We start from the raw sequence: 21,653 nt of genomic DNA on the forward strand, positions 1-21,653 counted from the left end.
GGGCCCGGGGATTAAACGTTCTGTTTATTATAGAAGCAGGAGTTTCTCAGCCTTACGACATTAAAACCCCTGAAGCTTCTAAAATGTTTGTATGAAATTATAGTACAAGAGAAATGTCTAAGGTGAAGATGTCGTTGATCGCTTTGTCTCCCAGGTTATCGAAGAAGGAGTTGGATCCGTAACGTACATCGTATTTCGAACGGTCTACTTCTACCAGCGCTTTATATATGTTGCCACTTTTCACCACGTCGAAAGTAATTTCTTCGGTACTTTTCTTAATGGTCAGTTTCCCGGTAACTTTAGCTTTCCCGTCTTCAAATTTGCTGGCTTTTGTTACTACAAATTTTGCTGTCGGGTATTTTTCAACACCAAAGAAATCGTCTGATTTTAAGTGGCCCACCAGTTTTTCGTTGTATCCCGGATCTTCAAGATCGGCATTGGTAATGGAATTCATGTCGATTACCACTTCGCCACCAACAATCTGATCGTTGTTAAATTCGAAATAACCGCCTTTCAACTGGATGGCTCCATTGTGCGAACCTCCGATTTTCTTACCGGTCCAGTTCACTGCCGATGTTTCTTTGTTTACTTCTTTTTTCTGTGCAAATGATGCTACACTTACTGCTAATACAAGCACTACTGCTAATCCTAACTTTTTCATTTTTTTCATTTTTAATTGTTGTTATAAATTATTTCATTAACTATTTGTCCATCGCAATTCCACTGTTGCGCTGCAAAGTGGCTGTATTTACAATTGCCCCATTCTTCATGGGTGTAATCGAACTCCCACTCAACCACCGATATTTTATCGGTAATAATTACATTTTTAAGGCGGGCAGTTCTAACTTCAGTAATGCCTGTAACCAATTTTTCTTCCTGTAACCGACAGGCATTTTTGCCTACAATTGCTGCCTTGTTATTTTCCTGCCGGATAATATCGTCGGCATAAAATTTTTCGAATGCTTCCAAAATATATCCATGAAGAATCATGTCGTTCAGTTTCGCTACCCGCTCCTGAAGTGATAATTTTTTTGGATCTATTTTTTGCATCGTGTTTTGTTTTAATTGTACGATACAAAGGTAGAGGACGAGTAAGTCTTCTACACTTGACCTAGGTTAAGAAATGAACTTGATCTAGGTTAAGTCAATTCTGTATTTAAGGAAGATATCCTTTGAATGACTGGATTTTTTTAGAATCCGGTTCAGCTTTTAGATTGGTATATTGAATGAATTTGGGGTAGTAGTGCTGACTAATTGCTGGCGGCTGATCTTATTTTCTTTGTTGCGAAGTTTGAGGACAGAAATTCAATCATTACCTCGTTTGGAAAAAAGAATGTTTCATCCTGCTAAAAAGCGATGAAAACAGTTTATATCAAATATTCTTCCACCAAACTTACCCAGTATGCTGCTCCTAAAGGCAAAAGATCCTGGTTAAAAACATAACCCGGATGGTGGACCATAAAACCTTCACCAGTTCCCAGCATAACATAGTTTCCCGGACATTTTTCAAGCATGAAGGCAAAATCCTCGCTGCTCATTAAGGGGGCAGCGTGGTCGGTTACCCGGTCTTCGCCAAATGTTTTTTTGGCAACTTGAGCTGCCCATTTTGTGTTTTCGGGAGTATTGACCAATACGGTTCCGGGAATTCCTTCACGAATTTCGTATTTACAGTTAAACGCCTCGGCTTGTGCCCGGGTAATTTTTCTTATTCGGTCAAGTACCATTTTACGAACTTCATTGTCCATATTGCGAATGCTGAGTTTGAGCAAGGCCTTTTGAGGAACCGCATTCCCTGCATCGCCCGATTGGAAAGCACCGATATTTACCACCGTGTTTTTCCAGGGAGAAATATTTCTGCTGACAATGGTTTGCAGGGCCATTACCAACGACGAACCACAAACAATTGGGTCGATGCCTAATTCCGGCATGGAACCGTGGCTGCCTTTTCCCGTAAATTCGATTTCCCAATTATCAACTGCCGACATAGTTGCACCTTCGCGGTAATAAAACTTCCCAAATTCCAAGCCGGGGATGTTATGCAGGGCATAAACTGCATCAACCGGAAATCGTTCAAACAAGCCATCAGCGATCATGGCCGGGGCGCCTTGCATGGTTTCTTCACCGGGTTGGAAAAAAAGGCGTACAGTACCGTTAAAATTTTGTGTTTCCGCCAGGTATTTTGCAGCGCCCAATAACATCGTACTGTGTCCGTCGTGTCCGCAAAGGTGTGATTTCCCTTCAATTTTACTTTTGTAGGGTAAATCGTTTTCTTCCCGGATGGGTAGTGCATCAAAATCCGCACGAATTCCTATGCTTTTTTGGCCATCGCCTACTTTTAGCGAAGCTACTATCCCGTATTTACCAACACCTTCAACTATTTCGTATGCGCCAAATGTTTTTAAAACGCCTGCTATAAATTGCGATGTGTTTTTCTCCTGCATCGAAACCTCTGGCGTTTGGTGCATATGTCCCATCCATGATTTCATTTCCCCGTGCAAGGCTTTTGTTGCTGACAGTAATTGCTTTTTCATAATGGATTATTTTAAGAGAAAGGTACTTACCTCGGGTAAAGTTATAATCAGGAAGGTCGATATTCCAAAATTTTAGCTGGGTTTTTAGTCTTATTGTGCTCGTTTTCAGGTTAAATAAGGTTAACTGTTTTTCCACCCGACACGATGGGTGTTGGTTTTCTTGTTCCGTTGCAATAACCTCCTTCGGGATTTTACTGCGTTGGAGTTGTGTTTACTTTTTTCCTCTGGAAGCTTGTTATTTTTTGTCGTTGTAATAATATGACAATGCTCCGGACGGGCACTTTTCAACGGTAGAGATTATCGCTGAAGTTGGGGCTTTGTCCATTTTTATCCAGGGGCGTTCTCCGGGATTGAAAACGGCTAATAAATTTCGAAAACAGTTGCCCGAGTGAATACATTTGCCCGATTTCCACACAACGGTGATCTCGTCGTTGGAATATTCTTTTGTGACTTTTTTTATATCCATTACTTTTTGATTTATAGTGTTTTAAAAGTTATATCAGATGGATAATTGAATACGTAATGGGGCAAAAGGAATAAATTTTATTCCATTTGCCCGATGTATTTTGCAGACATGTCTAAATCTTTGTTGTCTTCATATTATTTGATTCCTTTTACTACGTTTTCGCCTTCTTCGTTACTCTCGCTAACGGTTATTTAAGCTGCTTTCCTAGCAAAAAGATGGATCATTACGTTACCCTCCGCACACTGCACCGGTAACCATGGCTACTTTATTTGCAGCCTTCTCAAGACTGCTTTGCGAATTGTATTTCTGCGGCGATTTTTACTTCTTCGCCTACCAGTACACCGCCTGTTTCCAGTGCTGCGTTCCAGTTTAAGCCCCAGTCTTTGCGGTTAAATTTTCCGCTTACCGAAAAACCGGCTTTTTCATTTCCCCATGGATCTTTGCTGGTACCACCGTATTCAACGTTTAACGTAACCTCTTTACTTATACCTTTAATGGTGAGCAGTCCTTTCAGTTCGTATTCATCATCGTCAGTTTTTGTGAACGACGTGCTTTTGAACGTCAGTTCTTTGTAGTTTTCTGCATCAAAGAAATCGGCTGATTTAAGATGTCCGTCTCGTTGTTGGTCGTTGGTGCTGATTGACGATACATCCACTGCAACGCTGAGCGCTGAGTTAAAAATATCATCTCCGTCAACCTCTACCGAGAAACTTTTGAATTCACCTTTCACATTCGAAATCATCAGGTGTTTTACCTTAAATGTTAGTTCACTGTGTGCTGGATCTAATGTCCAGGTTGTTGCTTTTGTTGTCATTTTCTTAAATTTTATATGTTGAACTTATTTCCAATTTTTGTGTATCGCTTATCTTTCTGACCTGTTTTGTCAGGATAAGGAAAAACGGATACCAAATTCTTATAAGCAAAAATAGAACGTACGATTTTCCTAAAAAATAAACAAGTTTAACAAATAAATAGTTTGCCGGTCGAAATGCCGAATTGACTCTTTAAAAGAATGTTATCGGTTTTGAGAATTGTAAATAAGCCATGCGTTCCGTTTTTTTCTGGTGTAAGATTATTGAGCTAATCCGATTTGTTTCATGAAATCCTGACAATGTTTTCATAATGTTCATTTTTTAATTTGATGATTCAAAGGTAGGGGACAGGCAGGTCTTGCACACTTTTCCTGTGTTAAGAAATGAACTTGATGTAGGTTAAGAAAGGGCGGGAAGACAGGACTATGGAGTAGGAAATCGGGAGAAGTAAGGGTTTAGGCTTTTTTTCGGATGCGGCTGAGACTCTCGGGCGTGATCCCGAGGTAGGAGGCAATGTACACCAACGGAACCCGTTGGAATACGTCAGGATGTTCTTTAAGCAAGCTGTTGTAACGGTCAACGGCCGATTCCCACATAGTGGAATTCAGGCGTTCGAGGGCATTGATGTAGGCCTTTTGAAAAAGGATGCGAAAGTAGCGTTCGACTGCAGGAACTTCGCGGTACAGTTGCTCCAGCCGGTCGAATGAGATGCGCAACAGTTCAGAGTCTTCCAGCGTTTCGATGTAATATTTCGACGGACGTTGTGAAAAAAAACTTTCCAGGTCGCTGATCCAGCTGTTGTTTAAACGGATTTGATAAATGTGCTCAATGCCTTTTGCATCAACATAATACGAGCGCAGACAACCCACCTTAACAAAATAAATGTATTTGCACACTTCATTTGGTTCCAGCAGGTCCTTTTTCTTTTTGGCCGAAACCGGTTCGAAAGCTGAAAGAATGAGTTCTTCATCTCCTTCGGAAATGTGTGTCCATTTTTTTAGGTAGTAGATGAGTTTATGCTCTTCGTTCATCGGTTTCATTTAAGCGTTTATGCTTTCAGCAAACTTAAGCTTATTTTCAAATTTAATCAACTCCCGGATTTGTGCCTCATGTAACCCGCATTTTAAAACGTGTTGAGCAGTCTTCTGTATTAAATGAGTTAAATTAAGAGGGACTGATTTTTTGTAACTGTTTGGGCGATTTGGTGATGCCAGTCGGCCTCGGTCGGTGAGCCGAAAAATCAGTAAGGACGGCGTTAAGAATCGTCCTTGTTTGAGCGAGGCACGAGTGAGTTTGGACGATATAGCCGTTCGAACGCAAATTTTTTGTGCGAAGCGGGCGCAGCCTTGAACTTTTTTGCTTCCTTTTTGGGTTCAAGCCAAAAAAGGGAGTGGGGTTTGGGGCAAAGCCCCTTGTTGTTTTATAAAAACATCGTACGGATTATAGGCTCCCAAAACTCTTAGAGTAGTACAAATCAAGTTAAACGAGCATATAAGTTTAAAGCGATTTCCCGGATTCCTGATGTATGGAAAATGACATGCAGCGGTTGACCTTCATAAAAAAAACAAAAGTTTAAAGCGGCTTTATATCTATCGACGTATAATTTCCTGCTGCGTTGTATGCCGATACAAGCTGTGGTATATTGTTTTTGACATCGACCGCAAGTTGATGGGTGTGACCGGCAAAAATCCCCAGCAGGTTTTCAGCATTAAAAACTTCGTCATAAAAAGCAAAAGTGGTTTTTGTATGGCCTTCCTTTCGCCAGATCTCTCTGCGTTCCACTTCGTAGTTTTTGTCCGATTTTTCTCCCCAGTCAGGATGGCCGCAACCATATCCCATTGAACGTCCGGGAATGTAAAGCGGAATATGCATAAACAATAGGAACGGTTTTTTGCTCTTGATTTGTTCTTGCAGAAAACGTAGTTGTTGGGGGAGAATTTCATAGGCTGAATCGTCGATGAAAACCAGTTGGATTCCGTTTAATTCGTAGCTGGCAAACAATGGATCGTTATTCTGATAAAGCGGACGCAATCTTTTTTCTGTCCAGGTTTCTCGCAACTCGTTCGAACTGCCTTTCATTCCCTCGTAATGCCAGTCGTGGTTACCGGCAATGTAACCATAAGGAATTCCTGTTTCCTGCAATTTTCCCAGCACCCATTCAATGGCGGCTTCAGAGGGAAAACTAAAAATATCGCCCGTCAATGCCAGGAAATCAGCCTTTTGTTCTTTGGCTCTTTGCAAGGTTCGTTCAAAACTTTGCAGGGTTGTTACCTGCTCACCGGTTTCGAAATGGATGTTGCTTTTGTAGGCATTTCCCATTCGTTTGCTAAACTCCTGGAAGGGGATTCCACGTTCGTCGTTTAACGAAAGGTGCGTGTCTGTAATATGAAAAATCCGTGAACTCTTTACCACCGAATTGCTGTGAATGACCGCTTTATTCTGAGTCAGGGAGAATATATGTTGACTCTTGTTCTTGCTTTTTGAGTTATTGGCGCTTTGGGCGGGCACTGCAGAAAAACCAAGCCCCGCAAGTGTACTTGCTTTTAAAAAATTACGTCGTTTCATTTCGTTACAGGTTTTAAGTTGGTCGTTTAGTTAGAAAAGAAAAGGTCTCAATTAACTTGAAACCTTTTCCGGTATATAAATTTCATGCTAAGCAAATTACATGCTCTTGATCTCGCTTACGAGTTTGGTCATGGTACCTTTAGCATCGCCAAAAAGCATGCGGGTTTTGTCGTTAAAGAACAGGAAGTTCTCGATACCGGCATAACCTTTACCCATACCACGTTTCATGATAATGATGTTTTTGGCCAAGTGCGCATCGATAATCGGCATACCGTAAATCGGGCTGCCCGGGTCGTCATAAGCCGCAGGGTTCACCACGTCGTTGGCGCCCACCACAATGGCCACGTCAACGTTGGGCATATCCGGATTAATGTCGTCCATTTCCACCAGTTGTTCGTATGGAACATCGGCTTCGGCCAGCAATACGTTCATATGACCGGGCATACGGCCAGCTACCGGGTGAATGGCGTATTTTACTTCAACGCCCTTACTCCCAAGCAGCGAATCCAGCTCGTGTGCAATGTGCTGTGCCTGGGCTACGGCCAAACCGTATCCCGGAATGATTACCACTTTTTGCGAGTAGCTTAGCAAAACAGCGGCATCGCTTAAGGTAATTTCCTTGATACTGCCCTGTACATCGGCATGGCTGGCTCCACCACCGCCAAACGATCCGATAATTACATTGATCAGTGAACGGTTCATCGCTTTACACATTTGAAGCGTTAAAATGGTTCCGGCAGCGCCTACCAAAATACCGCCCAAAATCATGGCTTCGTTCTGGTAAATAAAACCGGCCATGGCAGCTGCAATACCTGTCAGTGAGTTCAGCAGCGAAATAACTACCGGCATATCGGCTCCGCCAATTGGCATTACAAAACTTACACCGTAAACCAAACTCAAAACCAGCAATCCGTAAACCAGGTAAGTCCGGCTTTGTACGTCGAAACCTCCGAACAATACCAGCAGGATGACGATAACAATCACCGCCATAAATATCAGGTTGACATAGGTCATTACTTTGGAGAAAATGTCTCCGACTTTGCCGTCGAGTTTTCCGTAGGCGATCATACTACCACTGAATGCGATACTACCTACAACCAGTCCGAGCAAACCAACCAGCACTGCCTGGCCCGGGTTTTTGATGTATTCAATCAGGGCAACGGCAGCAGAGGCGGCACCTCCGGTTGCGTTAAAGAATGACACCATTTGAGGCATGGCTGTCATTTTCACCTTGCGGGCCATTATCGCTCCCACCACTGTACCGGCAGAAATAATCAGCAAAATAGCGATCACATTCACCAACCCGATTCCTTCGCCTTCTCCATTTCTGTTGAGGATAAGTGTGGTGATCATCGGCAGGATCATGCCCGAAGCTGCCCAGAAGTTTCCTTTGCGCGCTGTTTCCGGGTGGCTCTGAAGCTTCAGCCCGATTACAAACATGATGGCAGAAAGAAGATAACTGTATTCCAGAACAACTTGTCCCGGCATTAATGTATTGAGTAAAATCATAGCGTTCATCGTTATTTTTTCTTCTTTTTAAACATTTCGAGCATCCGGTCAGTCACAACAAAACCTCCGGCCACATTCAATGTAGCCATAAAAAGGGCCAGCGAGCCCAGTATCCACTCGAAGGTGGTTGTGGCGTGTCCTACCAGGATGATTCCCCCGATAATAATAACCCCGCTAATGGCATTGGCTCCCGACATCAGGGGCGTGTGCAATACCGACGGTACATTTGAAATAACCTCGAATCCCAGAAATACCGATAACACGATAATGAATATCGCATCTTTATTCGCGGTTAAAAAAGTTAATACGTTTTCCATATCTGGTTCTTTTATTTTGTTTCGATAAGAGATTTAACGCGTTCGTTGTAAAATTCCTTTGCATGGGTAATGCAGGTTCCTTTTACAATGTCGTCTTCAAAATTCAGGTTGAGCGCACCTTCTTCTCCAATGATCAGTTTCATGAAGTTCAGCACGTTCTTCCCAAGCATACGGCTCGCATCAATCGGTTTTTTTGCAGGATAGTTCGACTGCCCGATAATGGTAACTCCGTTGTGAACCACAGTCTCGTTGTCTTTGGTAAGTTCGCAGTTTCCTCCGGTTGAAGCCGCCAGGTCGATGATTACCGAACCCGCTTTCATGTTATCCACAGCTTCTTTCGGAATCAGCAGCGGAGCTTTTCTTCCCGGGATCTGCGCGGTACAAATCACCACATTTGCTTTGGCAGCGTGGTCGTTAATTGCCTGCTGTTGTTTCTTTTTGAATTCCTCGGTTTGTTCAACCGCATATCCTCCGGCAGCTTTGTCTTCGGTGGCGCCTTCCAATTCCACAAACTTACCGCCCAAACTCATTACTTCTTCTTTCACCGCTGAGCGCACGTCGAACACCTGAACCTGTGCTCCCAGTTTCCGCGAGGTGGCAATGGCCTGTAACCCTGCAACGCCTGCTCCCAGTATCAGCATGTTGGCCGGACGAATGGTTCCTGCGGCTGTCATAAACATGGGGAAGAAAGTGGGAAGGTGGGTTGCGGCTTCCAGCACTGCCTGGTATCCCGATACCGTTGCCATCGACGACAAAATGTCCATCGCCTGTGCACGTGTAGTACGCGGAATCATGTCGAGGCTAAAGGTGGTAATTCCCTTGTCGAGGAAAGTTTTTACCAACTCAGTTTCCCACAACGGATTAAAAGCACTGATCCACACCTGCGAATCCTTGATCTTGTCGACATCGCCTTCAGCCGGTGGCTGAATTTGCAGCAAAACATCAGCTTTGCCAAAAACATCTGCTCTCGAAACTGCTTTTGCACCTACTGCTTCGTAGTCGGCATCGGTAGCAAAGGCTTGTTCACCTGCACCTTTTTCTACCAAAACTTCCACTTTCAGATCGGTAAAGCTCTTAACGGTTTCAGGCAGCAACGCTACACGCGTTTCGGTTCCGTACTCTTTTAATAAGCCAAGAATCATAAAATGAGATTTAGATTTTGTTTAAGCCGTAAAACTAACAAATTAAGTTTAGCGTGTGCGTTAACGGAAAAATGAATTTATAAGGATTGGTGTGCTTTTTATCAACAAACTTACACTTTCTTAATATTTCTGAATCGTTTTACTCTTTTTCATGAAAGCGAAATCAGGTTCATACAAGCTTAGAATGTTAACTGAAAACTGGACTTTAAAAGTGCCATTGGACGACTTTTATTAAATGATGGAAATCTGTTTGGAATTTCGGGTTTATTGCGACAGATATTTTAAAGAATCCATCAGGTTGTTGATTTCAGCAAAAGGCTTGCTGTTATGTTTCTGATAAATGTTGTTGTGGAACCGATCGATTTCTTCCAATAGGGGAGGCATTTTTTTCCACCTATTGTTAATCGCGAGAAAAAACATTTCATTTTCTTCCAGAATTCTTTTGGAAGTTTGGTCAATTACCTCTTTCCCGCGTGTGGTAATGGTAAGTAGTTTTACTCTTTTATCCGTTGTGCTTTGCACCTCTTTAATAAGTTCTTTTTTGATCAGCCGGTGAATCGTGTCCATCCCGGTAGTGTATTCGAGCAAATGAATATTGATCAGGTCCGTCTTTTTTACTAATTCCGATTTTTCGACGGTTTGCAGCAGCAGGAACTCGACTCTTGTATTAATGTCGTATTCCTGAAGCGCTTTTCGAACATAAAATTCGTGATAGCGGGCAATGCGTGCAACATATTCAAGAAAACGTGTTTCGGGACGTCGATTTTCAAAAATCTGATGGTCTTCAACCGTGGTTATATTTTTTTTAGTGAGCGAAAATGGTTCGCTGGTTTCAGAATCAATGCTGTGTTTCTCGATAATCCAGTGAGCAAAGTCCAGAATGTCAGTAGCTTGGCTTTTCTGTTCAAACTCTTCTGCAAGATCTATGATTTGGCGGAGTAAAGAATAATTTATGGGCATTTAATTTTTTTATGTGGAAAGTAATAAAATTAATGTATATATTTACATCGCATCCGATATAAAAATGTCGGATGCGATTTATAAATGAGAAAAAGAGTAAATATTCAAAGTCAGGTTTCAGGCGATCGTTCACTGTCGGTGCACGGTTACAGAATCTTCCTTTCTGCTGCTGCCGGAAACCTGAAAAACAAGGATATTTACATTTCCGGCAGCCGTACTTCACGCTAGCCAATTTTCCCGTATTATTTTTTTAGTTACATGTTAAATTTTTCAGAAGATGGAAGATATTATAAAAGTTACAAAAATGGATTATGTGAGATTAAACGGAATCATCAGTTCAATAAAACAGTTTAATAAAGAAGGTTCAGCAGAAATCAGCTTTCTTGAAACCGAGCTAACCCGGGCAAAGAAGATTGATCCGAAGCGGATAGGGGCCGATTTTGTTACCATGAACTCGGTTGTTGAGGTGATCGATTTGGATACCGAAAAGTCGATGACCATTCGCCTGGTATATCCCAAAGATGCCAATTTTAAGCAGGGAAACATCTCGATTCTTTCGCCATTGGGGAGTGCGTTGATCGGTTATCAATCGGGAAGTATTATTTCTTTTAAGGTGCCCGGCGGAATCAAAAAGATGAAAATAAGTAAGTTGATTTATCAGCCTGAAGCCAATGGTGATTTTTCAGCATAAACAATTGATAAATAATTATATGAGTTGGATAAGCGGTATGCCCTGAGCGTATTAAAAACAAACAAACCATGAAATCAATAAAACAAGAAAACGAGATCATCTCAGTTTTGGATTTTGAGAGGATCATGCAGTGCCTGGAAACGGCCGGAAAAGAGGCCGGTGAAATTGACAACCTGAAGAAATTAAAGGAAAAGATTCAGAAGGCACAAAAGGTACAGGCGCCACAAATGCCTCCCGATGTAATTACGATAGGATCGGTTGTTGAGATAAAAACCGATGACGACAATTTTACTTTTAAACTGGAACTGGTTTATCCGGAGTTTGAAAACGTAAGAGAAAACAAAATCTCTGTTTTTTCGAACCTGGGAACGGCCATTTTTCTTCGCAAATGCAGCGATGTTATTACTTATTCCGCCTGGGGAAGAGAACATCGTATCAAAGTATTAAGCATTCATTACCAGCCCGAAGCGGTAGGCGATTTTAATACATAAACCGGTTTCTGGTTCAATCAGAAACTTCGGTTAAGAAATTTAACTCATTCCGTTTTTTATCCCAATGCAGATCTCTGCATTTTGCACTAAGGTTAGCCGGTGGTCTCACCGGCTAACTCTTTCTGCTATTGGGCACCAGTAATCCGGACAGTTTGCTGTAATGGTGGCTGTCGGTTGTATAACAGTGTGTTACGAAATACCATATACGGTAAAATTAAATTGTTTGTAGTAATCTAAATTTTAATGCTATGGCAAAGAAAAAAGAAGGCTTAAAAGAAGCCGTGAAAAGTATCAAAGAGAAAAGGCACGAGAAAAAAATGAAAAAGCAGGAAGAAAAAATAAAAGTTAGAAAGAATAAGAGATAAACCTTCAATGGTTACTGTTTTTTCAATTCGATGAATTTTTTAAGCGGGAGGAACAGCTCCCGCTTTTTAGATGCGACTCACTCCCGCAATGTGGTAATGGTATTTTACCGCAGTACGGCATGAAAAAAAAGGAATCCATAAAACTCATTTTGAACCCGATAACTTTTGTTTTTATTTTTGGCTAAACTTTTCATCGCCATTGGGGTTTAATAAATTCGTTTTTTTAATAAGATTGAAACATATGGTTAAAAGATTTTTTGCAGTATTGGTAGGACTTTTTTGTTTACAACAACTTGGGGCGCAGGAGCACAACGAACATGGGCAGGAGCATGAACATCACCACGTTCATGAATTCGGGATTTCTTTTGCACCCGTTTATTTTACAGGAGAGGACGAACTAAGTGTTGCCACGCATCTGCATTACGTGTATAATTTTCCGCACACAAAATTCGGGCTTGGCGTGGGCTACGAACGTATTTTCGACGATCATAAACACAACTTTTTAGGATTGGAACTGGAGTACCGGCCCGTGCATCCGTTAACAATTGGCCTTTCTCCGGGATTTGCTTTTGAAGGAGGCCATGGAGGCGAGAAAGAATTTGCCCTGCATTTTGAAACCATTTACGAGATGGAATTCGGAGCCTTTCATATTGGTCCGCTGCTGGAGTTGGCCTACCATCCCGAAGATTTTCACGTAAGTATTGGTGTTCATATCGGGCTGGGGCTTTGATCGTGTTTCCCCCAACTAATTTATATATTTGAGAAATTGTTGAAAATCATTCTTTAATAGGGTGATTTTTATTTTTTTCACGAATTCGTATTAAATGTATAATTATGTTGTGTAAAAACTTGGCCGCCGCAGTGCTGGTATTTCTTTTCTCTTTTCAGATTTCAGCCAAAGAAGGAATGTGGATTCCGCTTTTGCTCGAAAAGTATAACCTCGCAGAAATGCAGGCTATGGGCTTTAAACTTTCAGCCCGCGATATTTACGATGTAAACCATGCCAGCATGAAAGATGCCGTGGTGATTTTTGGAGGTGGTTGCACTGGTGAACTGATTTCAGACGAAGGTTTGCTGATTACCAATCACCACTGCGGATACAGTGCCATCCAGTCGCATAGCTCGGTGGAGCACGATTACCTGACCAACGGTTTTTGGGCGATGAACCGCAGCGAAGAACTGTCCAACGAAAAACTTACGGTTAGTTTCCTGGAGTACATGAAAGATGTAACCGATAAGGTGCTGGAAGGAACCGATGGTTTGGACGAAAACGCACTTCGGGAAAAGATTTGGGCGAATTCAAAAAGCGTTCAAAAAGAAGCGGAGCAGGAAGGTAAGTTTTCGGCTTCAGTGAAGCCGCTGTTTTACGGAAATCAGTACTTCCTGTACGTATATAAAGTGTACCGCGATGTGCGTTTGGTGGGAGCGCCTCCGTCGGCCATTGGCAAATTTGGCGGCGACACCGATAACTGGATGTGGCCCCGTCATACCGGCGACTTCTCGCTGTTCAGGATATATGCCGATAAAAACAATGAACCGGCAGATTATTCGGAAGATAATGTTCCGTACCAACCCAAAAAGTTTTTCCCGGTGTCGTTGAAAGGAATTCAGCCGGGCGATTTTACCATGGTTTTCGGAAATCCCGGTACTACCATGGAATACTGGCCACACCAGGCGGTTGATATTACGATGAATCAGCGCGATCCTGATCGCATTTTGCTGCGCGATAAAAAACTTGAAATAATTGGCGCCGATATGGAATCTGATCCGGCAATCAGAATTCAATATGCCGCGAAATATGCCGGAATCAGCAATGCCTGGAAAAAATGGCAGGGCGAAATAAAGGGTCTCGAACGGTTGGATGCAGTCAATAAAAAACTGGCGTATGAAAACAATTTTCGCAACTGGGCCGAACAAAACGGAAGCTGGGAAAGCACCTACCAACCGGTTTTTGACACCTTTGAGAAACAGTTTGAGGTTTATCAGAAATACATCAAAGCAAGCGATTATTATGCTGAAGTAGTGTTTCGGGGAGTGGAGATTTTTAGAGCCGCACAGTCGGTCAGTTCCATCATAAATTTTATTGAAAACAAGCAGGAAGAAATGGCTAACGCAAGGCGCACTGCGACAGTTGAAACCATGGCTGGTTTTTATAAGAACTTTAATCAGCCTACCGACGAGAAACTTTTTGCGACCCTGATTCCCATGTTGGTGGAAGGTTTGCCCGATGAATTTATACCTGCAGCAGTAAAAGAGATGGCGGCGAAGTACAAGGGACAGGAGCTGATTGAAAAGGTGTACCGGAAGTCTGTTTTGTCCGATCGCGGAAAACTCGAAAAGTTATTGCGCGATGGTTCCGGCAAACAACTGGTAAAACTTCGGCATGATCCGTTGGTGAGCCTGTACAGCCAAATTGATTATATCAATCAAACCATAGTTAATCCCAAAGTAAACGACGCGATGGCAGCAATCGATGCAGGCATGAAAACCTACATGGCCGGATTAATGGAAATGAATGCGGGTAAAGCTTTTTACCCGGATGCCAACTTAACCTTGCGTGTTGCGTACGGTAAAGTGGAAGGTTACGAGCCAGTGGATGGTGTAAAATACAAGTATTACACCACGCTGACCGGCATCATGGAAAAAGATAACCCGGAGATTTACGACTACGATGTGCCGGACCGTCTGAAAGAATTGTACGAAAACAAGGATTTTGGACGCTACGAAGTGGATGGTACGGTTCCGGTGTGTTTTACTGCTTCGAACCACACAACAGGCGGAAACTCGGGGAGCCCGGTGGTAAATGCCAGCGGCGAGTTAATCGGTGTGAATTTCGACCGCTGCTGGGAAGGCACCATGAGCGACATTATGTACGATCCTAGGGTTTGCCGTAACATTTCGCTCGATATCCGTTATGCACTTTTTATCATCGACAAGTTTGCCGGCGCTGGTTATTTACTCGATGAAATGGAAATTGTGAAATAAGCCGCGAGCCACTGGCTTTGAGCTATTAGCCAAAAAAGTGAAGGTATCTTTTAAACAGATGCCTTCACTTTTTTATTTGATTCCACTTGTGTTATTTCCGCACCGGCAGTGGGTCAATGAGAATTCCTTAGCGTTAACATCTTATTTCTCAGAAATGTCCGGAACCTTATAAAAAGACCTTTGCCATTTTTTTTCAGATAGTCGATTCCTTCAAAAAATCCTGCAACCAGGAGAAGAAAACCGGCCAGGGCCAAAGCAAATTCAACCTCGTCGCTTGCCATTCCGGCTTTTGCAAATGATGGATAGGATAGTCCGAAAAAGAGAACCAACCAAATTAACAGTATCTTTTTCATTTCACCGATTTTCTGATTACCAGTAAAGTTATTTAAAATTTTAGCCAATCGCATCAAATAGTTAAGCTTTTCGGAATGCCTAAATTGCTGTTTTATAGCATCGAAATAAGTTAAAATCCTCGCAGTACGGAGCACTCTGAACTTTAAACGCTGAACCCTGAACTCAATCTCTCAGCCTTGCAAGTATACCGGTAAGTTCAACCTAAGGGATAGATGCTTACGTAAATAAAGGTTCATTAAGTTTTCTTAATAATTGTTCACCACTCTTAATAATTGCTAACATAATAAGTCTCTACTTTTGACCCGTAAGTTGAACCTTGATCCATAAAACAACTAAAAAAAATCTATGAAACAGTTTTACCTCTGTAACGCATTTGTGTTTTTTTTCTTTTTCTCAAATGCTCAAAAAGTTACGATTAGCGGTTATGTTACAGACCTGTCAACTGGTGAAGGTCTGATTAATGCCAATGTTTACGACCTTCAAAAAGAAACGGGAAATGTCAGCAATGTTTATGGTTTTTACAGTTTAACGGTGCCAGCTGGGAAAGCGCAGATTCAGTATTCATTTGTGGGATACGAAAAGCAAGTGCTGGAACTGGATCTTAAAAAAGACACAGTAATAAACATAAAACTGAAATTGATGGGCGAGCTGGACGAAGTGACAGTGCGGGCCAACAAATCGAACGTGGAACGCAGCCAGATGAGCATGGTCGAATTACCCACCGAAAAACTGGATAAGCTGCCGCTGATGTTGGGCGAACCCGATGTGCTGAAAGTGATCCAGTTGTTGCCGGGGGTGCAGTCGGGGGCCGAAGGAACGAGCGGTATTTACGTGAGGGGAGGAGGACCCGATCAGAACCTTTTTTTGTTGGACGGTGTGCCGGTTTACAACGCAAGCCATTTGTTTGGTTTCTTTTCGGTGTTCAACCCCGGAGCCGTTAAAACGGTCACTTTGTACAAAGGTGGTTTCCCGGCGCGTTTCGGGGGGCGGCTTTCTTCGGTGGTCGACATCCGGATGAAAGAAGGAAACGACCAGGAGTTTAAAGGTGAATTTTCCATAGGACTAATTTCTTCACGCTTTTCGATTGAAGGACCGATAAAGAAAGACAAAACATCGTTTATTTTCTCCGGAAGAAGAACGTATGCCGATGTGTTAGCTCAACCTTTTATTGTTATGGCCAATAATAGAGATGATGATGTAAAGACAAATGCCGGATACTATTTCTATGATTTGAATGCAAAAATCAACCATAAGTTTTCAGACAAAAGCAGGTTGTTTCTTTCTACCTATGCGGGGCGCGACAAAGCATACGGAAAAGACAAAGAGCATTACAATCGTGATTATGGAGTACGTTACACTGATCGCAATAACATGGGGATCGAGTGGGGAAATATTACCTCGGCGCTTCGCTGGAACTATGTGTACAACCCAAAGTTGTTTAGCAATGTTACGCTTACCTACAGCGATTACAAGTTTGATGTAAGTGAAGAATACAAGCTAACCAATAACAAAGACAATACTTACGACGAAGATTATTTCCGCTACTATTCGGGCATAAACGATTTTACCGCCAAAGTCGATTTCGACTATTACCCTGGAGGGGGGCACTCCATTAAATTTGGGGCCTCCAATATCTGGCATAAATTTAAACCGGGGGTGAATCACGAACGCACAGTGGAAAATTATTCGGAAACTCCTTCTGAAAAAAATGATACGATTTATGGGAACAAGAATGTTTCGGCAGTAGAATTCAGCGCCTTTGTTGAAGATAATTACGACATTACTTCGAGGCTGCAAGCCAATTTAGGGGTACATTTTTCTTTGTTTAATGTTCAAAATACAACCTATACCTCGTTGGAGCCGCGTTTGTCGTTGCGATATCTTCTCTCTGATAACCTTTCGTTAAAAGCGTCCTATACAAAAATGAGCCAGTACATTCATTTACTGAGCTCTTCCACCATTAGTTTGCCTACCGATTTGTGGCTTCCGGTAACCAAAGATGTGAAGCCACAAAAATCGCATCAGATAGCTTTTGGGGCTGCTTTAAAAACAGGCAAAGGGTATGACCTGACAATTGAGGGATTCTATAAAACGATGGATAACCTGATTGAATACAAAGAAGGCGCTTCGTTCACCGGCGTTAGCAAAGACTGGGAATCGAAAATTGAAATGGGGAAGGGATGGTCGTATGGGGCCGAAGTGCTGCTTGAAAAGAAAACCGGCAAAACCACGGGCTGGCTTGGTTATACTCTTTCGTGGGCCGACCGCAAATTTGATAACCTCAATTTTGGAAAGAAATTCCCTGCAAAATACGATCGCCGACACGACGTTAGTTTGGTATTGACCCACGAATTTTCAAAGAAATTCGACATCGGAATGGTGTGGGTTTACGGTACCGGGAATGCGGCAACAATTGGCAAGCAACGTTACGAAGCAATACTGCCGGCACAGGGCAGATATGGTTACAGTGATTATGATATTGTTTATTACGGTGAACGAAATAGTTACCGGATGCCTTCCTATCATCGGATGGATTTGAGTATGAATTTTCATAAACAAAAGAAACACGGTATTCGAACCTGGTCGGTTTCTTTGTACAACGCCTACAGCCGCCAGAATCCATTCTATCTGTATTGGGGCAGCGAACGAGTAGGGGCGTACAATCAAGACGGTGAATTCTACGAAAGTTCTAAACCCGCACTCAAGCAGGTGAGCCTTTTCCCTATCATTCCTTCCATTAGTTACACGTATAAATTCTAAACCCATGCAAAAACATATTTTACTATTTACAGTACTTTGCGCAGCATTGCTTTCTGCCTGCGAAAAAACCATTGATTTTAAAGGTGATGGTACTGCTCCAATGATTGTTGTTAACGGGCTGGTAGTTCCCGGAAAGCCCGTAGAGGTAAGCGTAACAAAAAGCCAAAGCCTTTTAGCTGCTTCTTATTTATTTGAAGTTTTAACCGATGCCAAAGTTGATTTGTATGTTGACGGAGAATTTGCAGAAACACTGGACCTTGTGGAAGTTGAAAGCTCTGAAATTATCAGTCACTATTATCCTGATTATAGTGAATGGGCCTTTCGGGGGCAAACTATTGCAGAAAACGGAAAAAAGTACCGTTTGGAGGTTGCCCGTGAAGGATTGCAATCCGTTAGTTGCGAAACTACTGTACCGGATGAAGTAGAGTTGTTAGCGGTTGATACGGCGACAGAATTAATCCCCGTAGATTATGGAACCCAGGAATTATGGGCGATAAAAATCAAATTTAACGATAACGCAGAGGCTGAGAATTTTTACCGGGTACAGGTTGATCAGATTACCGGTGTGAACAAAAGCCATTATTCGGGAGAAAAGGAAAATTCGGATACCATAATATTGGGAGAACAACTTGCATTGTATCTCGATTTGTTTGATCCGGTTTTTGGCAGCACTGATGAAGCGAATGAAATAGTAACCGGAACGCCTGATAATAAATATGCACTTTTTGATGACACTCAAATTAACGGAAAAGAATATACCGTAAAAGTGAGGCTGCCTCAAACTTATTATCCCTATAGTTCATATCCTCTAGATGAAGATAACGGTAACTTTCTTGAACGGAAAATCGTTTTCTACGCTTTAAGTCCCGAATATTATGAATACCTAAAATCGGCTATCAATCATTTTTATTACGCTGATGATTATTTCTCTGAACCTGTGCCTGTTTACTCGAATGTCCGTGGAGGAATGGGGGTATTCGCAGCATTAGACTCGGCAAGCTATTCCTTTATATCGGGAACTTACCCAATGGAAGGAAAGGTCTATGTAAAAGACTACAGGTACGGCGGTTATGGTTACGGATACTAAGGATTCAAGATAAATTGACTACTTTCCAAAAACATAGATGAGTGACAACTGTTGCTGGTTGTCAAAAGTATCCCAATCCACCACGTGCATCGAAATATTGAACGTTCCGCGGATGTTCTGGTGGTTGATAAAATACCAGATCAGGTCGGTACGCCAGTAATTTTTCGCCCGGTAATAGCGGTCGCCCATCGCAAATTTGTGGCCGCCGCCGGCATTCAAAACCGATTTTACCCCCAGGTTTTTGTACCGCCCCTTTAGTTCGGTAAACAGGGTAGTTGTAACATCGTAGCCATCGGTAACGCCACGTTCGCGGTAAGTTGAGTTCAACACTCCTGCTTTCAAATAACCGCTTATTTTAGATTCTTCAGCAGTGCGAATACCCGCCTGAACGGCAAAGCCCATGTAGTCTTCGATGTGTAGTGGCGGGTCGTTGTACAAGGTGTGGGCATTGTGAAACATCAACAGGTAATTCTGTAAAAACAGGTTTTTATGAAAGATCTCGCCCGAAAAACCGGCCATAAATTGTTCGCGTTGGGTTTCTGTCTGGCGGCCTACCCAGTCCACAAATCCGTTTTGATGCCCCCAGTCCCATTTTACATTTCCAAACAAACCTTCAATGTTTGGACGGAAATAGAGCAGCGTATCGCTTAGCATGGCCAGCGGAAAATCAATTTTATCACGGCGCGGGAAGGCACCAAAGGCAAATTCTTTTTGCTCATCCTGGTATTGGTAATACAGTGTTAGTTTCGGCTTTTGCGCATCCATTTCGCTCCCGAATTCAAACAAGTGGCTCAACCCTCCGCGCAAACGGTGATTATCCATTGAAATCCCCAGCTCAAAAGCACCCCGCGTTCCGATAATCGTTTGTGGGTAAGCGTAGGGTTGTGTAAACTCACGGTTATCGCCAATTCCTTCAAACAGAACCTGGTATTCCAGTTTCTGGGCTTTGGCAAATATGGCAGAAAGGAGTAAAATAAGCGTCAGTATCTTTTTCATGTGATGTATATTTCGTTTCAAAAATAGCAAATAGTTCAGAGGGATGTGGCCGGATATCGTTTTTACCTATTTTTTTGATAACCTATATCACTGTTGTCCGGTTAAGTTTATGCACGATATATATCTTTCCATTCTTGCTATTCCTGAATGTTCCGCCCCGATGGGGCTTCTTTTTTCTCATTTGGAATTTTCTATAAATAGAATCGCAACGCTGTCGCTCAAAAAACAGCTGCGGAGCAGCAAAATATTTATAGACAAAGAGATGTGGAAAACCCCTAAGCTGCAGCGCAGCGAAATAAATGTAATTGTCGGATAGTTACCTTTTCACCGGTAGCAATGAACCCAAATATGGAGCGGATAGGTGTTACTTCGTAAAGACGCTAAACGGCTGAAATTGCAGTAATTTTTCAACTACAATTTATCCGTTTCTCAATTTGACCATTTGGTAATCAATCACACAAAATATAATTGTCCCTTCGGGGATTGATCACCATAACCGGAAGTTTTCCTGCCTGCTTAAGAATCTTTCGTTCGGGGAGCCCCACCAGGTAATCGAGCGGAGTAATGCTCGAACTTCCCAGCATTACAAACAGGTTGCAGTCGGATACCAGCGCCATTTCGAGCGCTTCAAAAACATTGCGGAGACTTGATCTTCCGCCTTTGTAGATTTTATGAACGATGCCAAATTCGCGGTAGAGTTTCGAACTTAGTTTTACATTTCGGGCCACGTTAATTTTCCCTTCTTTCGACGAGTCGTTGGCTGCAACGGCAACGATCTGGGCCTGGTTAAACCTTCCAAAGTAGGAGCACCACAGCGAATTGTCGGTGTTTTCTTTTCGCAGATCGAGCGTTTGCACAATTTTGTTGTACTCTTCAATTCCCGACTCGGGGTGAACAAACAGCCAGGGAATGGGACTTTCGGTTACCGCTCCCGAATATTTTTTGAATTTTGCAGAATTGGCCACAATAATAATTCCTTCGTGGTTTTCGGCCAGCACATCGGCCAGCCGGGAAGTATTCTCAGAAAGCAGAAGCGTAGACACCTGCATTCCCGGAAGTTCACTTTTTACCACCCGGGCATATTCGCCAAGCTTTTCGCGGGCTTCAGCCATGTTCTTTTGTTTCGATGGGGTGTTCAGCGTTAAACACAGCTCCTTTTTAAAAATATAGGCTAATTTCAGTCCGTGGCGGATCAGCGTTTGATCGGTGGTATTGAGTTCCAGTAAAACGACTATTTTCTGTTCCTTGTGTTCCGACATGCGGTTTTTGTTTTCAAATGTAAATATTTCGTTGGGCAGAACAGACAGATGTTGAAAAAAATCAGGTGCGATTCAAGTGCTTTTGCCTACTTTTGAATGAAGTTGTGAAAAGTTAATCAACATCGTATGAATTTGGTCATTTTATTCTATTACTGACTCTCCCTCTTCTCCCTCTCTATGCATAGAGAGGGACGATTGTGTCCGTCAGCAGACGGATCGCAATCAGGGTGAGTCAAAATATAAAAAAGAATAAATTGTATTTTGATAATATATATATGGTAAATATTGCGATATATGACTTTTAACTAAAATAAGTTCTGTTAGATCTGTAGAAAAGGATTCCTTTAAAGGAAGGGAACAGGC

The 21,653-nt window shown here is 42.4% G+C and carries 21 protein-coding genes; 7 read left to right on the plus strand and 14 right to left on the minus strand.

All coding sequences use genetic code 11. From position 1 onward, the window contains the following. Positions 1-97 precede the first annotated feature (97 nt). The 11 genes from MR764_RS13325 to MR764_RS13375 form a co-directional block, all read right to left on the minus strand. On the minus strand, positions 98-661 hold the full coding sequence (locus MR764_RS13325; protein WP_247979922.1) for a YceI family protein: 564 nt from the start codon (positions 659-661) through the stop codon (positions 98-100). Positions 662-672: 11 nt separating this feature from the next. Further along, positions 673-1,050: a hypothetical protein gene (locus tag MR764_RS13330; RefSeq protein WP_247979923.1), complete on the minus strand. Its 378-nt coding sequence runs from the start codon at positions 1,048-1,050 to the stop codon at positions 673-675. A gap of 317 nt (positions 1,051-1,367) precedes the next feature. After that, positions 1,368-2,531 carry a M20 aminoacylase family protein gene (locus MR764_RS13335; protein ID WP_247979924.1) on the minus strand — a complete coding sequence of 388 codons (1,164 nt, stop codon included), beginning with the start codon at positions 2,529-2,531 and terminating at the stop codon, positions 1,368-1,370. A gap of 235 nt (positions 2,532-2,766) precedes the next feature. Then, a complete protein-coding gene (locus MR764_RS13340) occupies positions 2,767-2,997 on the minus strand; it encodes a (4Fe-4S)-binding protein (protein ID WP_247979925.1) in 231 nt (76 codons plus the stop codon). Between the two features lie 280 nt (positions 2,998-3,277). Next, positions 3,278-3,811, minus strand: coding sequence for a YceI family protein (locus MR764_RS13345; RefSeq protein ID WP_247979926.1), 534 nt, complete (start codon positions 3,809-3,811; stop codon positions 3,278-3,280). Positions 3,812-4,264: 453 nt separating this feature from the next. Then, positions 4,265-4,840, minus strand: a complete 576-nt coding sequence (locus tag MR764_RS13350) for a Crp/Fnr family transcriptional regulator (protein ID WP_247979927.1) — start codon at positions 4,838-4,840, stop codon at positions 4,265-4,267. A 541-nt stretch (positions 4,841-5,381) separates the two neighbouring features. Next, complete coding sequence (locus MR764_RS13355; protein WP_247979928.1) at positions 5,382-6,374, minus strand: metallophosphoesterase; 993 nt, start codon at positions 6,372-6,374, stop codon at positions 5,382-5,384. Positions 6,375-6,470: 96 nt separating this feature from the next. After that, complete coding sequence (locus MR764_RS13360) at positions 6,471-7,892, minus strand: NAD(P)(+) transhydrogenase (Re/Si-specific) subunit beta (RefSeq protein ID WP_247979929.1); 1,422 nt, start codon at positions 7,890-7,892, stop codon at positions 6,471-6,473. Positions 7,893-7,894: 2 nt separating this feature from the next. After that, positions 7,895-8,200, minus strand: coding sequence for an NAD(P) transhydrogenase subunit alpha (locus MR764_RS13365; RefSeq protein WP_247979930.1), 306 nt, complete (start codon positions 8,198-8,200; stop codon positions 7,895-7,897). Positions 8,201-8,211: 11 nt separating this feature from the next. Continuing rightward, positions 8,212-9,342 carry a Re/Si-specific NAD(P)(+) transhydrogenase subunit alpha gene (locus MR764_RS13370; protein ID WP_247979931.1) on the minus strand — a complete coding sequence of 377 codons (1,131 nt, stop codon included), beginning with the start codon at positions 9,340-9,342 and terminating at the stop codon, positions 8,212-8,214. A gap of 264 nt (positions 9,343-9,606) precedes the next feature. Continuing rightward, positions 9,607-10,302: a winged helix DNA-binding protein gene (locus tag MR764_RS13375; protein ID WP_247979932.1), complete on the minus strand. Its 696-nt coding sequence runs from the start codon at positions 10,300-10,302 to the stop codon at positions 9,607-9,609. Between the two features lie 84 nt (positions 10,303-10,386). On the opposite strand from MR764_RS13375, the gene MR764_RS13380 reads away from it, so the two are divergent. The 5 genes from MR764_RS13380 (at position 10,387) to MR764_RS13400 (ending at position 14,834) form a co-directional block, all read left to right on the plus strand. After that, a complete protein-coding gene (locus MR764_RS13380) occupies positions 10,387-10,530 on the plus strand; it encodes a hypothetical protein (RefSeq protein WP_247979933.1) in 144 nt (47 codons plus the stop codon). A 49-nt stretch (positions 10,531-10,579) separates the two neighbouring features. After that, complete coding sequence (locus MR764_RS13385; RefSeq protein ID WP_247979934.1) at positions 10,580-10,993, plus strand: GreA/GreB family elongation factor; 414 nt, start codon at positions 10,580-10,582, stop codon at positions 10,991-10,993. Positions 10,994-11,061: 68 nt separating this feature from the next. After that, complete coding sequence (locus MR764_RS13390; protein WP_247979935.1) at positions 11,062-11,484, plus strand: GreA/GreB family elongation factor; 423 nt, start codon at positions 11,062-11,064, stop codon at positions 11,482-11,484. A gap of 606 nt (positions 11,485-12,090) precedes the next feature. Continuing rightward, the gene (locus tag MR764_RS13395; protein ID WP_247979936.1) at positions 12,091-12,579 is read left to right on the plus strand and encodes a hypothetical protein; all 489 of its coding nucleotides are present in this window, start codon (positions 12,091-12,093) and stop codon (positions 12,577-12,579) included. Between the two features lie 104 nt (positions 12,580-12,683). Then, on the plus strand, positions 12,684-14,834 hold the full coding sequence (locus MR764_RS13400; protein WP_247979937.1) for a S46 family peptidase: 2,151 nt from the start codon (positions 12,684-12,686) through the stop codon (positions 14,832-14,834). Between the two features lie 113 nt (positions 14,835-14,947). Here the strand turns inward: MR764_RS13400 and MR764_RS13405 are convergent, their stop codons facing one another. Next, positions 14,948-15,187, minus strand: a complete 240-nt coding sequence (locus tag MR764_RS13405; protein WP_247979938.1) for a hypothetical protein — start codon at positions 15,185-15,187, stop codon at positions 14,948-14,950. 346 nt (positions 15,188-15,533) lie between these two features. On the opposite strand from MR764_RS13405, the gene MR764_RS13410 reads away from it, so the two are divergent. Both MR764_RS13410 and MR764_RS13415 read left to right on the plus strand, forming a co-directional pair. Next, positions 15,534-17,948: a TonB-dependent receptor gene (locus MR764_RS13410; RefSeq protein ID WP_247979939.1), complete on the plus strand. Its 2,415-nt coding sequence runs from the start codon at positions 15,534-15,536 to the stop codon at positions 17,946-17,948. 4 nt (positions 17,949-17,952) lie between these two features. Continuing rightward, positions 17,953-19,035 (plus strand): DUF4249 domain-containing protein, encoded by a 1,083-nt coding sequence (locus tag MR764_RS13415; protein ID WP_247979940.1) that lies wholly within the window; start codon positions 17,953-17,955, stop codon positions 19,033-19,035. A gap of 18 nt (positions 19,036-19,053) precedes the next feature. Here MR764_RS13415 and MR764_RS13420 read toward each other — a convergent pair whose 3' ends face one another. Together MR764_RS13420 and MR764_RS13425 are read right to left on the minus strand one after the other, a co-directional pair. Further along, the gene (locus MR764_RS13420; protein ID WP_247979941.1) at positions 19,054-20,031 is read right to left on the minus strand and encodes a hypothetical protein; all 978 of its coding nucleotides are present in this window, start codon (positions 20,029-20,031) and stop codon (positions 19,054-19,056) included. 449 nt (positions 20,032-20,480) lie between these two features. After that, positions 20,481-21,290, minus strand: a complete 810-nt coding sequence (locus tag MR764_RS13425) for a hypothetical protein (protein ID WP_247979942.1) — start codon at positions 21,288-21,290, stop codon at positions 20,481-20,483. Positions 21,291-21,653: the final 363 nt, after the last annotated feature.

The sequence above is a fragment of the Maribellus sp. YY47 genome (assembly GCF_023111095.1).
Classification (GTDB): domain Bacteria; phylum Bacteroidota; class Bacteroidia; order Bacteroidales; family Prolixibacteraceae; genus Draconibacterium.